We start from the raw sequence: 13,810 nt of genomic DNA on the forward strand, positions 1-13,810 counted from the left end.
CGAGTCCACATCCACAAAGGGAGCCCCCGCGGTGAGTGCAACGCACGTCGGAATCGTCCTGAACCCGTCGAAGACCAGCCGGTCCGAGCTTGAAGAAGAGCTGGCACCGGCGATCGCTGAGCACCCGGAGATGCAGGTGTCCTGGTTCGAGACGACCGTGGAGGACCCGGGCCGGGGCATGGCCAAGGATGCGCTCGAGGCCGGCGTCGACCTGGTGATCGCCGCTGGCGGCGACGGCACCGTCCGCGCCGTCGCGGAGTACCTCGCGGAAGTCGAGTCATCTGCGGACCTCGGGATCATCCCCATGGGCACCGGCAACCTCCTCGCACGCAACCTCGAGATCCCGCTGAACGACGCGGCGAAGGCCATGGAGACAGCCCTGAACTGCGAGGCCCGCTCCATCGACCTGGGCTGGGCGGACATCACGAGGTCGGACGGCAGCGAGAAGCTCGCGTTCACGGTGATGGCGGGCGTCGGGATCGACGCCCACATGATCATCGAAACGGCCGAGGGGCTCAAGGACAAGGTGGGCTGGCTGGCCTACATCGAGTCGCTGGGCCGCGCGCTGTCCGCGAGCGAGGTCATCAACATGGACCTCAAAGTCGATGGCGGGAAGGCCTCACGGGAGCGAGCACACACGCTGATCGTCGGCAACTGCGGGATGCTGCAGGGCGGGGTGACGCTCCTGCCCGACGCGGACCCCGCGGACGGCACGCTCGACATGCTCGTGCTCCGAGCCGACGGTGTGAGCGGCTGGTTGCAGACGCTGCGCACCATGCTGTGGGACAACGGGATCAAGCGCCTGTTCGGCCGCAAGCGCAAGGCGGAGAGCAGCGGCGCCGTCACCAATCGACAGTTCACGTCGGCGACGCTCAGACTCGGCAAGCCGCGAGTCCTGGAGTTGGACGGCGACGAGGTCGGGGAGTGCAAGCGTGTGAACTTCAGCGTCCAGCCGGCCGCCGTCAGCGTGCGTTCGCCTCAGGCCTGATCAGTGGTCAGGCGTCGACGTCCGCCCCGCCGCCCAGATCCGAGCAGTCCACCGCGACCGTGAGGTGGCGCACCAGATAGTCCTTGGCGCCCATGTCGCCCACCACGGTGTCACCAATGTCTCCCCAGTGGTCGCGGCCCATCAGCACCGGGTGGCCGGGCTCGCCGTCGTAGTGGGCGCGGGCCAGAGTGCCGCGCGGGTCGTCGAGGGCCGCGTCGAGCACGCGACGGCCCGCAGCGGCGGTCTGTTCGGGCAAGTCGACCAGGGTGAGCAGCACGGCGTCGGTGCTCGACGTCGCGGCGGCGGCTAGCCCCACACGCAGGGACGCCGACTGGCCGTCCTCCCAGTCCGTGGCGACCACGGGCAACGCACCCTGGGGCACCAAGGTGAGTGCCGCATCGGCCTGCGCCCCGAGGACGACGATGACCTCGCGGCAACCTGCCTCGCGCAGGGCCGTGCACGCGATCTCGAGCCACGGCGTGCCGTCCTCGGTTCTGCGCAGGGCCTTCGGACCGCCCGCGCGGCTTCCCGCTCCCGCGGCGAGTACCACTCCCGTGACATCCATGACCTCACCCTACGATGGGTGGATGAAGTTCGAACGAGACCGCCTGCTGGAAGCCCTGCGCGTCGAGCGCTGGGCCGACGAACTCGCGGGGCGTGACTTCGAGACGGCCGATGAGCTGGTGGCGGCGGGGCTGGACGCCGCCACCCCGCTTTCCGAGGCCGAGGTGGACGAGGCGCTGGCAGCCCACCCGCGCATCGGCGATAAGGCCGAAGGGGAAGGGGCGGAAGCCGCTTTCTCGCGTGCGGAGCAGGCATCCAGCGAGGACCCGGACGAGCAGCTCGAGGCTGCGCTGCGACTGGGCAACGAGAAGTACGAGGCGCAGTTCGGGCGCGTGTTCCTCATCCGCGCGGCGGGTCGCGACCGCCGCACCATTCTCGAAGAGCTGGACCGGCGCCTCATGAACGACCCGGGCGTCGAGACCGACGAGGTCGCCGAGCAGTTGCGGCAGATCGCCGCGCTGCGCCTCAAGAAGATATGGGAGGACGCATGAGCCAGGTCACCACGCATGTGCTGGACGCCGTTCGCGGCACTCCCGCATCCGGCGTCTCCGTGACCCTGTCCGAGCGCGGGGGAGAGGGGTGGGAGCCAGTAGCGTCCGCCGTGACCGATGACGACGGACGCGTGAGCGACTTCGGCCCCGAGCACCTCGAGAACGGCGTCTACCAAGTGCGGTTCGACACCGGCATGTACTTCTCGCAACTGGACGTCGAGACGTTCTATCCCGAGGTGGTCATCACGTTCGAGGTCGACGGCGCCGAGCACTATCACGTCCCCCTGCTGCTGAGCCCGTTCGCCTACTCGACGTACCGGGGCTCCTGACCCCGTCCGGCACTCACTGTCGCCTGCTGCGCTTCGCGGCGCGCTATCCGGCACTCACTGTCGCATCGACCGCGCTGACACTTGACAATCGATAGAAATCTATCGATTATCAATACATGAACCCGCTAGTGATTGGCGCGCTGCGCCTGCTCCTCGTCCTTCTGTTCCTCGGTGCGCTCGGCTTCCAAGCGCTGGTGCCTACGACCGCGGCTGACATGGGGGCGACCTACCCCGACGCGGCGCATCTCGAGGCGCCGTACTCGGCCGCGGGAATCGCAGCCATCGCATGCTTCCAAGTGGCACTCGCCGTGGTGTGGCGACTGCTGAGCCTGGGGGCGACGGGCCAAGTGTTCACTGCCAGGGCGCTGCGATGGGTCGACGCCATCGCTTGGTGCGGGGCAGTGGCGGCCGTCATGTGCCTCGCAGTCTCGTCGCACATGATGTTTGTCGAGAGCATCGGCGGACCACCCGCCGCCTTCTTGTGGATCGGATCGCTCGTGGGAGGTACGGCCTTCGTTCTCCTGATGCTGGTGATGCGTGGCCTCCTGTCGACCGCGATCGCGGATCGCACCGAGCTCACGGAGGTGATCTGATGGCGATCGTGGTCGACATCGACGTGATGCTCGCGAGGCGCAAGATGTCCGTGGGGGACTTCGCCGAGGCTGTGGGGATCACCCCAGCCAACGTCGCCGTGCTGAAGAACGGCCGCGCCAAGGCGATCCGGTTCACCACGCTGGAGCGGATCTGCGAGGTGCTCGACTGCCAGCCCGGGGACGTCCTGCGCTGGGAGGAAGCCGGCTCTCGGGACTGAGCCCGCGCACCGATAAGGGAATCTTGAACCGTCCATCGGGGTTGGCCCCCACATGATTCCCTCCACGACACTGAACGACGGCACGACCATCCCGCAACTCGGATTCGGCACGTACCTTGTGCCGCCTGAGGAGACCGCCGCCACCGTCGGCACGGCGCTCGAGGTGGGCTACCGGCACATCGACACCGCTCAGGGGTACAGCAACGAGGCCGAGGTGGGCGAGGCGATCGCGAACTCTGGACTCGCGCGCGACGAGGTCTACATCACCAGCAAGCTCAACAACCCCAACCATGAGCGCGACGACGTGCTGCGGACCTTCGACGAGACGCTCGAAAAGCTGCGGGTCGACAAGCTCGACCTGTTCCTCATCCACTGGCCGCTGCCCACCCGCTATGACGGCGACTTCGTGTCGACCTGGAAGGCGATGGTGGAGTTGGTCGAGGGTGGCCGCCTGGCCTCGGCCGGGGTATCGAACTTCCAGCCCGATCACCTCGACCGGATCGTTGGCGAGACCGGCTTCGCCCCCGTGGTCAACCAGATCGAGGCACACCCATACTTCCGCAACGATGAGGCTCGGCGCGCATCGCACGAGCACGCGATAGCCGTCGAGGCGTGGGGCCCGCTGGGCCAGGGCGCAGTGCTTGACGACGACGTGATCGGCAGAATCGCCTCAGGGCTCGAGCGCGCACCCTCGCAGGTCATCCTCCGCTGGCACATCCAGCGTGGCGACATCATCTTCCCCAAGTCGATGCACCGTGAACGCATGGAGGAGAACCTCCAGATCTTCGACTTCGAGCTGACGCCGGAGCAGATGGAGCAGATCGACGCGCTCGACCGCGGTCCCGAGGGCCGCGTAGGCCCCGATCCGGACACGTTCGACAGGGTGTGAGTTGGCATCGCGTGAGCGTGCGAAGGGCCGATGCGCTCGCCCGGTGACGCAGCAACGGGACGCAGCCGCGGGCGGGGTCCCGTTGCTATGTCACGTGACCTGCGTCACCGCGCCTTCTCGCGGGGGCAGGAGCAGGCGTAAGTTGATGCAGTGATAGACGACGACACCATGCGCATCGTGTTGGCTGGCATGTCGCTCACCGTCTTCGTCCTGTTCTACTTCGGTGTCTATGGGCCCACACGTTCGAGTTTCTCCGGCTGGTGGACGCTGTCCTTGCTGTTGGTGGGTGTCTGGACCTCGTTGCTCACGTTCGACGACGGCAACATGCAGGTAGTGACGAACCCCGTGTCGAACATGGTGGCGGCGCTGGGCGTGACCTGTATCTGGTTCGCGATGCGCTCGCTCCGTAGCAAGCCATTGCCGCGGTGGCTGCTCGCCGTCGCCCCCGTCGCGGTCATGGTGCCCAGGGCTCTGGAAGACCCCACCGGGAATTTGACGCCGGACAACGGCGCGCTGTTCCTCTACATGGCCGTGATGCTGGTGGCCGCGACGGTCGAGGCGTGGCGCGCGTGGGTGGCACGGCGCGCGTTGGCGAGCCCTGCGTTGGACGGCAAGGCAGCGGTGGGCATCCTAGTAATTGCCCTGGCAGGGAGCGTGGTCAGCGCATTCTACGTGATGCGCACCGCGATGCACCTCGCGGTAGGGCCGGACAGCGAATCCTTCAGGACCACGGCGGGGTCCGGGCCCGAGAGCGCCATCGTGCTTGTCTGTCTTGTTGCCATCACGTTCAGTGTCTCGGCAGTGGGCTGGGATCAGCGTACGCAAGAGTTGCGTCGCCGGGCCATGCACGACGATCTCACTGGCCTGCTGGGACGGACCGAGTTCCGCCTGCAGGCCGAGAGTGCCTTCGCGCGCGCCCGAATCAGTGGCACCGAGGCGCTGCTGGTGGTCGCCGATCTCGATCACTTCAAGGCGATCAACGATGTCCACGGTCACGCTGCCGGCGACAGGGCGCTCCTGGAGTTCTCATCCGTCCTGAAGGAGTCGCTCCGGCCCGGCGAATTGGCGGGACGATTGGGAGGCGAGGAGTTCGGCATTGTGCTCCTGGACGTCGATGAGTCCGGTCCGCACGCGCGCCTGACCGCGATCAGCGACGCGTTTGCCGCGCGTTCCAGCAACGTCGACTTCGCGCTGCCCTCGGTGAGCTACGGAATCGCTGGCGTGAACACCGGAGGGTCGGTGGCGGAGATCTATGAACACGCGGATCTGGCGCTGTATCGCGCCAAGGCCGACGGCCGCAACCGGTCGGTGACGTACTCCAGCGGCCTTGGGCGGCGCAGCGGGCGCGTGCGGACCGGACTGGCGTCCGACCGCGGCGCAGCCGTGGCGTCCCACGAGCTCGAGCATGGAGTAAGGCCGGACGCGGACACTTACGATGTGGTCTGAGCGGTCCGGCAGCCAGGGCCCATGTCGTCGAGCGGCCGGCACCCGGTGGTGCGCCCCGCGCACTGGGAGGACGACTCCCGCCGGTAGGGTCGGTGACATGAGTCACGTCCTGGTCGCCGTGTCGGCCGCGCCAGCGTAGGTTGGGCGCGTGCTCGACGTTCAGACCATGCGATTCGCGCTCGGCGCCGTGTCGTTGACCGTGCTCGTGCTGTTCTACCTGGGCGTCTACCGACCCACCCGGTCGACCTTCTCCGCCTGGTGGTGCGTCTCGCTGCTGCTGGCCGGGCTGGCGATCTTCCTGGTGGCCTTCAATGACAGCCGCGTGGGATTCGTGTCCTATCCCTTCTCGACCGCGCTGGCTGCGGCTGGGTCGACGTGTGTGTGGTTCGCGATGAGGTCGCTGCGGCGCGTGCGGCTGCCGCTGTGGGTGCTCGTCTTCGGTCCCGGCGTGATGCTTGTGCCCGCTGCGTTGGAGGTTCCCGACAACAGCGCGATGACGACCACTGGCCCGGTGTCCCTGTACATGGCCCTCATGTTCGTCGCGGGAGCGGTCGAGGCGTGGCGAGCGTGGGCGGCGAGGCGTGCAAATGATGCGCCCGAGCCCAACGGGGAGGCGCTGGTGGCGTTGCTAGTGATCGCGCTTGCGGCGTCCGCGCTCAGCACGTTCTACGCGTTCCGGCTCGTGATGTTCGTGGCGGCCGGCCCCGACAGCGGCGCGTTCGAGCGCATGGCCGGGTCGGGCCCCGAAGACGTGGTCCTGCTGGTCTGTACGGTGGCCGTCACCTTCAGTGTCTCCGCAGTGGGCTGGGATCAGCAGACGCGAGCGCTGCGGCGCAGGGCGATGCAGGACGACCTCACCGGACTTCTGGGGCGATCCGAGTTCCGCGCACAGGCTCAACGCGCGTTTGCTCAAGCCCAGTCGAAGGGCGATCGGGCGCTGCTGGTGGTGGCCGACCTCGATCACTTCAAGGACGTCAACGACACCCACGGCCACGCTGCCGGAGACGGCGCACTGGTGGAGTTCGCTGGCGTCGTCACGCATACCCTCCGGCCCGGAGAGCTTGCGGGGAGAATGGGGGGAGAGGAGTTCGGCCTCGTGCTCCTCGGCGTCGACGATGCCGATGCGGTGGCGCGGCTGAACGTCATCAGCGAGACCTTCGCTGAACGGTCGAGCGACGTCGGGTTCACACTGCCCACCGTGAGCTACGGTCTCGCAGGTCCTGGCGACGGCGACTCCCTGGGGGACCTCTACGAGCGGGCAGATCTCGCGCTCTACCGAGCCAAGGCCGACGGACGTGACCGATCCGTCAAGTACTCCAACGATCTCGGATGGCGCAGGGGACGCGCGCGCACCGGGTCCACGAGCGATCGAGCGCCATCCGTTGAGCTTCGCGAGTCCCGAACCCGGGCCGTATCGGCCCCGGACAACCTCGACACGGTGTGAGCGCGACCTCGTTGCTGGCGGCGGGCCGAGTCGCTGCGCGCGCGGCGTCATGCCGGACCACGCCGACGCATGGGATTAGTCACCAAGGGTCCGGCTGCCGCCCCGGGCCCGCTAGGTTGAACGAATGCTAGATGACCAGACGATGCGGATCGTTCTCGGCGGCGTCTCGCTGACGGTCTTCTTGCTGTTCTACCTGGGTGTCTACCGCCCCACCCGGTCCAGCTTCTCGGGCTGGTGGGCGCTGGTGCTGCTGTGTGCGGGCCTTGGGCGCCTGCTGCTGCTGTTCAACGGCTCCGATCTTCAGGTGATCACCAACCCGGCGTCGATTGTGACCGCCGCGATCGGCGTCACCTGCGTATGGTTCGCCACCCGGTCGCTGCGACGCGAGCGGCTGCCGCTGTGGCTACTGGTGGTTGCGCCTGTCGCCATCCTCGCGCCGCGGATCCTCGAGCTCGGCGCTGGAGGCATCCTGGCGGGCAACCGTCCGCTCTTCATCTACATGACGGCGATGTTCGTGCTGGGGTCCGTCGAGACGTGGCTGGCGCTGCGGGCACGGCGCGCGGCTCCCGGTCCCACGCCCAACGGTGAGCCCGTGGTCGCTCTCCTGGTGACCGCCATCGCAGGCAGCGTCCTCGCGGCTTTCTACGCAGTGCGCACAGTCACGCAGGTGGTCGTGAGTCCGGGCACGGACAGTGCAGCGCTGGCCGGCTTCTCCGGGTCCGAGAGCATCATCCTGCTGGTCTGCGTGGTGGCAGTCACCTTCAGCGTGTCTGCCGTGGGCTGGGACCAGCAGACACAGGAGCTCCGTGATCGCGCGATGCGGGACGATCTCACGGGCCTGCTGGGGCGAACGGAGTTCCGCTTGCAAGCAGAGCGGGCGCTCTCCCGAGCGCGGTCCGGTGGCGTGCCCGCGTTGCTCGTGGTGGCCGACCTCGACCACTTCAAGGAGCTCAACGATGCACACGGCCACCCGGCGGGGGATGCGGCGCTCGTCACGTTCGCATCCGTCCTGCGGGCATTCCTTGGCAGTGGTGAGCCGGTGGGGCGACAGGGAGGGGACGAGTTCGGATTCGTGCTCCTCGGGGTCGACCGTGACGGCGCCCTGGCCCGTCTGGAGGCCATGAGCAAGGCGTACTCCGCGCGCTCGAACGGCTTCGACTTCGCGCTGCCCAGCGTGAGTCACGGGCTCGCGGGACTCAACGACGGCGACTCCTTGTCCGAGATCCACGAGCGGGCCGATCTCGCGCTCTACCGTGCCAAGGCCGAGGGCCGCAACCGAGCTGTGATGTACTCCCGCGACGCCACTCGGAAGGCCGGCCGCGTGCAGAGCACTGAGCCCGCGCGCGGGAGCTCAACCGCGGACGTCGCATAGGTCCGGCTGGTCAGGCTGCGAGCGCCCCCGAGAACACCTGCCACGCCAGCGCCGTCTTGGCGACGAGGCTGAGCACGATGTAGGCGCGCTCGCCACGCAGGTAGTCCGCCCACTTGCGCTTGGCGCGGTACTGCAGCCACTGCACCATGGCGAAGGCGTTGAAGAACACGAAGAGGGACACGATGATGCCCCACACGAAGCCGGGCACGGTCTCCTCGCTCGTGTTCCCGGGGCCGATGAGGTTGATGGCGATGATGAGCCACGGGACGATCCCGACCATGCTGCCGAAGATGAACGGCAGCATGTCACCGTCGCCTGGTGTCGTGTAGCGCTCCTGCAGCCAGCCGAACAGGATCATGCTGGCGTTCACGGTGAACAGGCCCGCGAGCGCCGCGAACTCGGAGATTCCGTTGAGCTGCAGGATGAGCACGATCATGATGGACGACGACAGCGAGTACTCGACCCAGCGGAACGTGTTGCGGTTCTCACGCAGCCCGGCGAGGTAGCGCGGGAAGAACACCGGCGAGATCACCAGGAAGTGGAACACGGCCGATAGCAGCAGGAACCCCGCCACGGCATACGCGATGTTGATGTCCAGCAGGGTCACAGGGTCGCCGAACGCGTCGGACCCCGGCGGACCGTTCAGGTACGTCGCGCGCACGGGCAGGGTGGCATCGTTCGCGAGGACCAGGATGGCCACGAACGATGCCAGGTGTAGCAGCCCTGCTATCAGATTGAACGGGCGGAGCTTGGCGAACCTGGTGTCCATGATGTCCCCTCGGAGTTCGTCGTCGAACCGATCCATTCTGTTCCTCGGCGGGCGTCCCCGGCCACTGCGCCGCTCAGCAGTCGAGGGCGTTTAGCAGTTCCGCGCGGTCGTAGGCCTCGTTTTGACCCCCTTGTCTCGCCACCTCGTGCACGATCCGACCGGGTCTATCCGACAGCACCACGATGCGGTCGGCCAGCATCATCGCCTCGTCGATGTCGTGAGTGACCAGCACCACCCCGGAACCCGGGGCGCTGGCCACGTGTGCGGCACCGTTGGCCTGCGCACGCTCCGTGAGGCGCACCGACGCGAGCCAGGCATTCATGCGCCGCCTGGTGACTGGGTCGAGCCCGCCGAACGGTTCGTCCAGGAGGAGGACCGGACGCTCCGCGAGACACGTGCGCAGCAGCGCGAGCCGCTGCCGCATGCCGCCAGACAGTTCGTGCGGCCAGGCCCGCTCGAAACCGCCGAGCCCGAACTCCTCGAAGAGCGCCCGCGCGCGGGGCAGGGCACGCTCACGTGGCACTCCGGCCGCGATCGCGCCCACCATGGCATTGGGCAGCGCTCGCCGCCATGGCAGGAGCCCGTCGCGTTGCGGCATCCACGCGGTGGCTTGGCGGCCGGCGCCGTCCCGAGGGACGGTGATCTCACCCGCGACGGTCGCGCGTGGATCGAGCAGCCCGCCGAGCGCTCGCAGCAGCGTGGACTTCCCGCACCCGGAAGGCCCGAGTACGGCGACGAACTCGCCGTCGCCCAGCGCGAGGCTCACCTGGTCGAGCACCAGCAGCCCGCTCCGCCCGCGCATCGGCGGGAACGCGATGCTCAAGTCGGCCACGGACAGGACGGGCGCTGTTGCGTGGCTGGCCCGCGCATCGGCCGTGGTGGACGTCATTGCTGCGCGGTGAGGAAATCGTTCGTCCACGCGCCATCCACCTCGGGGTCTCCGTCGAGCATGTCGCCATCGGTGAGCCACTGCGAGAACTCGGTCCAGGTGGACTCCTGCTGCACGCCCCATGCCTCCGGGGCCTGTGCGTACTGGTCCGCGAGCCACCGCGCGCTCGCGGTGACCAGCTCCTCGTCGAGCTCGGGCGCGGCGACCATCAGCGCGTCGCTCGCGGCCTGCGGGTCATCCATCGCGGCCGCGTACCCGCGCGCCGTGGCGTCCAGGAAGGCGCTGACGGTCTCGGGCGACTCCTCGATGAGCTCGCCGCTGGTCGCTAGCAGCGGCGTGTACCAGTCCGGGATGCAGTCGAACCAGTCGCGGAAGGCGATCGTGGACACCTCGAGGTCGTCCACCTCTCCCAGCCGTACCGTGTCCCACGCGTCGAACACCCACGCCACGTCGAACTGGTCCTGGGTGAGCCCAATGCGGAAGTCGTCGCTCACGAGAGGGGTGTGCTCCACCAGCGCCGGGTCGCCTCCATCGCATGCGACGAGGCTCGAGATGATGGCCTCCTCCAGGTCCGAACCGTATGAGCCGTACCGCTTGCCCTCCAGATCACGGGGACGCTCGATGCCCTCCTCCGTGAGGGACAGCAGCGAGGACGTGTTGTGTTCGATCACGGTGGCGATCGACACCACGTCGGCGCCGGCGGCGCGGGCCGGCAGCAGCCCCTCGGCCACCGAGTAGGCGAAATCGGCCTGGCCCGCGGCGAGCAGCTGCAGCCCCGAGGTCTCGCCGGGCTCGATCACGGTCACATCGAGACCCGCGTCCTCGTACCAGCCGCGCTCGAGCGCGAGGTAGAGGCCGGAGTGGTTGGTGTTGGGCGTCCAGTCGAGGACCACGGAGACGGGGGTGAGCTCCGCGGGTTCCTCGGACGGCGCGACGGCGGCAGCGCTGTCAGTGGACGCGGAGCCGGAGCAGGCGGTCAGGGTGAGTGCGGCGCCTGCGGCGAGCGCGACGATGCGGTGGTCACGATTCATGATTTCTCTCCTTGGAAGGGGGGTGGGGAAGGTTCGGTCAGTGCTGAGGAAGGTGGTGCTGCCATGGCGTCGCGACGCGGCGCAGCAGCGTGATCGCCGCGACCAGCACGGCCGTCAGAAGCGCGATGAGCGCGATCCCGACAAAGATCTGGTCCACGGCGTACGCCTTGCGAGAGCGTTGGATGAACACGCCGATGCCGGACTCGCCGGCGAGGTACTCGGACACCACTGCGGCACCTACGGCGTAGGTAGCGGCGATACGCAGGCCGGCGAGAGCCCCCGGCACGGAGGCCGGCAGGCGCACGAGCCACATCTGATGCGCCCGGGTTCCGCCCAGCCCTGCGACGGTGTCGGCGTACTCGCCATCGACCTCCCGAATGGCGGCGGTCGCGGCCACGAGCACCGGGAAGAACACGGTGAGCGCGACCAGCACCACCTTGGAGGCGAGCCCGAACCCCGCCCACAGAATCATCAGCGGCGCGAGTACCACAGTGGGGATAGTCTGGCTGAGTAGCACCACGGGTTGGGCGATGTGGCCGATGGACGCGACGGCCGAGGTCAGCACGGCCAGCAGCCACCCGAGGGCGGTGCCGAGCGCGAGCCCGAGCACCGCCTCGGTGGCGGTGGTGCTGATGTGCTGGCCGAGCGCGGGGGCCTGGCTGACCCCGGCTGTCACCACCTGGGTGGGGCTGGGCAGCACGAACTCAGGCAGGTCGCCCAGGCGCACTGCCGCCTCCCACGCCGCGAGCAGCGCGACGACGGTGCCGGTGCCGATGAGCGCGGCGCGCCCACGGGTGCCGCGCATCATCGGCGGTGCTTGCCCACCAGGTCCTGGACGCTGGGTCCGGCGTCGCCGACGCCGCCGGACACCTTGATCATGGACATGCAGCCCTCCGCACCGGCCGCGAGCGTGGACTCGTGCACCTGCCGGAGCAGGGCCCAGACCTCGTCGGGAGAGCCCTCGAGGGTGGTGCCCATCGCGCCTACCTCGTAGGACAGGCCAGAGGCCTCGATGGTGGCGATGGCGGCATCGACGTGTGCGTAACGGTCATCGGGAGTGCCCACGGGGCGGGGCAGGACTTGGATCTCGGCGATCACTGGTGACTCCTTGGCGTCGGACCCGGGGGTCCGCACGGCGCACAGGCAGCCGTCGTCGGCTTCTATGAGCGTGTGCGGTGCAGGGCCACGGCAGGCCCCATCGTGCTCACGCCCGTGCCGAAGACACGTCCTTACGCTGGCATTACCCAGGTCAAGTTCTCGGGTCTACGGCGCGCTGGTGGCCGTACTCTCAGCTCGGCTGCCCCGAGCTCCCCGCGTTTGCCCTTGCATCGTACTCATATTGCGCGGCACGGGTCCAGGCGGCTGCACGTGCGCGGCGTGGGGACACCGCGCCCTAGGTCCAGTGGGGCCAGGAAGTCAGATGCGCTCGTGCGAGTGGAGGTGCTGGCGTTCGAGCTCGGCGAGGAACGTGTTGGTGTGATCCAGGAGGTGCGCGAGAGCGTCACGGTCCGCCTCTTCCTCGGCGTGCACTCCGGTGACTTCGGCGGCAGCCGCGCGAATGCGCGCCAACTGCTGGTCCACCTGCTCGGAGGTGTGCTGGGGAGTTGCGGAGGCATCGGCGCCGGGGTGAAAGCGCTCACTGAAGTGCTCGGTCACGCGCGTGAGGGTCCTGCCGAGGACCTGCCCGTACCAATGCCCATACGGCACGGCGTGACCCGCCAGCCCGAACTGGAGCTGCATGGTGACCAGGCTGGCTCCGCGAATCGCGCTGCCGAGCGACGCGCTGGCGTCATTGGCGTGGAAGTAGTACAGGATCGGGAAACGTTGCGTGCTCTCGTCGAGCTGAATGAGGTCGCGCTGCAGCGACTGCAGCCGCGACTGCCCGCCGTGCACCACCAGCTCGGCCGCTCCACGGTGGTTCTGGGCGCTGGTCAGCAGCCGCGCGATGATGCGCGTCTCGGAGACCAATGGATACACGGTGAGCAGGTAGGAGATCGATGCGCCGAACACCGCCAGTCCACACGCCGCCTGCACCGCGCTGGTCAGGCGAAGCGCATCGTTCTCGGCCACCAGTTCCCCAAAGCCCACGGTGGACAGCGAGACACCGCTGAAATAGATGGCGTCGACGAAGGTGATGCTCGCGTCGTCGTGAGGAGGCATGTACCCCAGTTGATCGAGTTGACCGGTGTAGATGAGAGCGAATCCGAGCCAAAGACCCAGGACCCAACTCGACAGTTGGGCCAGCATCATGGCCGGGCCCGCGTACCCGATGATGGCGTTGCGGCGCAGTCGAGTCGCCGTGGTCCGGGCAAGCCGCCAGGTGACGCTGGTGGCAACGCGGCTCAGGTATCCACTACGAGTTGGATGCAGCAGCGTCAGTGCCAGGTCCAGCCCGGTCGCTGCGAGGACCAGGACTCCGCCGATCGTGGCTGCGATCATCGGCTGCTCTCCCGTGTCCGTCGAATGCCCCGCAAGAGGAATCTCCGTGGCGCTTCACACTCGTGGGTCTGCGTGCCGGTGGCGCCCGGCGCGCTGTGAGCAGCCAGTATGACTGGGGCGCGATCACCGTCACAAACCGCTCGTCGGCCCGATGCGTCCTCTGGTTGACACACCAAGCGGACCCCACCGCGTGGCTGGGTCCCTTTCGCATGCTTGGCGTGGACAGACGAAGCCCCGCCAAGGAGTTGTTCCTCGACGGGGCTAGTGGTCCGGGCGCTACGCGCGAGTTACCGGAGGTCGTACCGTGACGTGGCTTCCATGTCGGCGCGGATTCCATTTCGGATAGGC

16 protein-coding genes and 1 riboswitch are annotated in these 13,810 nt (G+C 68.1%); of the genes, 9 read left to right on the forward strand and 7 right to left on the reverse strand.

Going from position 1 to position 13,810, the window contains the following annotated elements; translation table 11 throughout:
- The first annotated feature begins 31 nt into the window (after positions 1-31).
- Entirely contained in the window at positions 32-988 is a 957-nt protein-coding gene (locus ACNI3K_RS05635) for a diacylglycerol/lipid kinase family protein (RefSeq protein WP_419390862.1), read from the forward strand.
- A 7-nt stretch (positions 989-995) separates the two neighbouring features.
- On the opposite strand, the gene ACNI3K_RS05640 is transcribed toward ACNI3K_RS05635, so the two are convergent.
- A complete protein-coding gene (locus ACNI3K_RS05640; protein WP_419390863.1) occupies positions 996-1,553 on the reverse strand; it encodes a nucleotidyltransferase family protein in 558 nt (185 codons plus the stop codon).
- 22 nt (positions 1,554-1,575) lie between these two features.
- Between ACNI3K_RS05640 and uraD the strand changes: the two genes are divergently transcribed.
- From uraD to ACNI3K_RS05680, 8 genes are all read left to right on the forward strand, one after another.
- Positions 1,576-2,043: a 2-oxo-4-hydroxy-4-carboxy-5-ureidoimidazoline decarboxylase gene (uraD, locus tag ACNI3K_RS05645; RefSeq protein ID WP_419390864.1), complete on the forward strand. Its 468-nt coding sequence runs from the start codon at positions 1,576-1,578 to the stop codon at positions 2,041-2,043.
- On the forward strand, positions 2,040-2,372 hold the full coding sequence (gene uraH, locus ACNI3K_RS05650) for a hydroxyisourate hydrolase (protein WP_419390865.1): 333 nt from the start codon (positions 2,040-2,042) through the stop codon (positions 2,370-2,372). Before uraD ends, uraH begins: the two co-directional genes overlap by 4 nt.
- A 116-nt stretch (positions 2,373-2,488) precedes the next feature.
- A complete protein-coding gene (locus tag ACNI3K_RS05655; RefSeq protein WP_419390866.1) occupies positions 2,489-2,965 on the forward strand; it encodes a DUF2975 domain-containing protein in 477 nt (158 codons plus the stop codon).
- Positions 2,965-3,183: a helix-turn-helix domain-containing protein gene (locus ACNI3K_RS05660; protein WP_419390867.1), complete on the forward strand. Its 219-nt coding sequence runs from the start codon at positions 2,965-2,967 to the stop codon at positions 3,181-3,183. Before ACNI3K_RS05655 ends, ACNI3K_RS05660 begins: the two co-directional genes overlap by 1 nt.
- A gap of 52 nt (positions 3,184-3,235) precedes the next feature.
- Positions 3,236-4,072: an aldo/keto reductase gene (locus tag ACNI3K_RS05665; RefSeq protein ID WP_419390868.1), complete on the forward strand. Its 837-nt coding sequence runs from the start codon at positions 3,236-3,238 to the stop codon at positions 4,070-4,072.
- A 150-nt stretch (positions 4,073-4,222) separates the two neighbouring features.
- Entirely contained in the window at positions 4,223-5,518 is a 1,296-nt protein-coding gene (locus ACNI3K_RS05670) for a GGDEF domain-containing protein (protein ID WP_419390869.1), read from the forward strand.
- A gap of 148 nt (positions 5,519-5,666) precedes the next feature.
- Positions 5,667-6,962, forward strand: coding sequence for a diguanylate cyclase (locus tag ACNI3K_RS05675; protein ID WP_419390870.1), 1,296 nt, complete (start codon positions 5,667-5,669; stop codon positions 6,960-6,962).
- Positions 6,963-7,086: 124 nt separating this feature from the next.
- On the forward strand, positions 7,087-8,334 hold the full coding sequence (locus ACNI3K_RS05680; RefSeq protein ID WP_419390871.1) for a diguanylate cyclase domain-containing protein: 1,248 nt from the start codon (positions 7,087-7,089) through the stop codon (positions 8,332-8,334).
- Positions 8,335-8,344: 10 nt separating this feature from the next.
- Here the strand turns inward: ACNI3K_RS05680 and heR are convergent, their stop codons facing one another.
- The 6 genes from heR to ACNI3K_RS05710 form a co-directional block, all read right to left on the reverse strand.
- Positions 8,345-9,103, reverse strand: coding sequence for a heliorhodopsin HeR (heR, locus tag ACNI3K_RS05685; RefSeq protein ID WP_419390872.1), 759 nt, complete (start codon positions 9,101-9,103; stop codon positions 8,345-8,347).
- A 73-nt stretch (positions 9,104-9,176) separates the two neighbouring features.
- Entirely contained in the window at positions 9,177-9,992 is an 816-nt protein-coding gene (locus ACNI3K_RS05690) for an ABC transporter ATP-binding protein (protein WP_419390873.1), read from the reverse strand.
- Positions 9,989-11,023, reverse strand: a complete 1,035-nt coding sequence (locus ACNI3K_RS05695) for an ABC transporter substrate-binding protein (RefSeq protein WP_419390874.1) — start codon at positions 11,021-11,023, stop codon at positions 9,989-9,991. The genes ACNI3K_RS05690 and ACNI3K_RS05695 overlap by 4 nt, the downstream gene beginning before the upstream one ends.
- Positions 11,024-11,060: 37 nt before the next feature.
- Positions 11,061-11,831 carry an ABC transporter permease gene (locus ACNI3K_RS05700; RefSeq protein WP_419390875.1) on the reverse strand — a complete coding sequence of 257 codons (771 nt, stop codon included), beginning with the start codon at positions 11,829-11,831 and terminating at the stop codon, positions 11,061-11,063.
- The gene (locus ACNI3K_RS05705) at positions 11,828-12,121 is read right to left on the reverse strand and encodes a thiamine-binding protein (protein ID WP_419390876.1); all 294 of its coding nucleotides are present in this window, start codon (positions 12,119-12,121) and stop codon (positions 11,828-11,830) included. The genes ACNI3K_RS05700 and ACNI3K_RS05705 overlap by 4 nt, the downstream gene beginning before the upstream one ends.
- A 111-nt stretch (positions 12,122-12,232) precedes the next feature.
- A riboswitch (TPP riboswitch) is annotated at positions 12,233-12,347 on the reverse strand.
- A gap of 92 nt (positions 12,348-12,439) precedes the next feature.
- Complete coding sequence (locus ACNI3K_RS05710) at positions 12,440-13,462, reverse strand: potassium channel family protein (protein ID WP_419390877.1); 1,023 nt, start codon at positions 13,460-13,462, stop codon at positions 12,440-12,442.
- Between the last annotated feature and the right edge of the window lie 348 nt (positions 13,463-13,810).

Source organism: Demequina ureilytica, assembly GCF_048553575.1.
GTDB lineage: Bacteria > Actinomycetota > Actinomycetes > Actinomycetales > Demequinaceae > Demequina.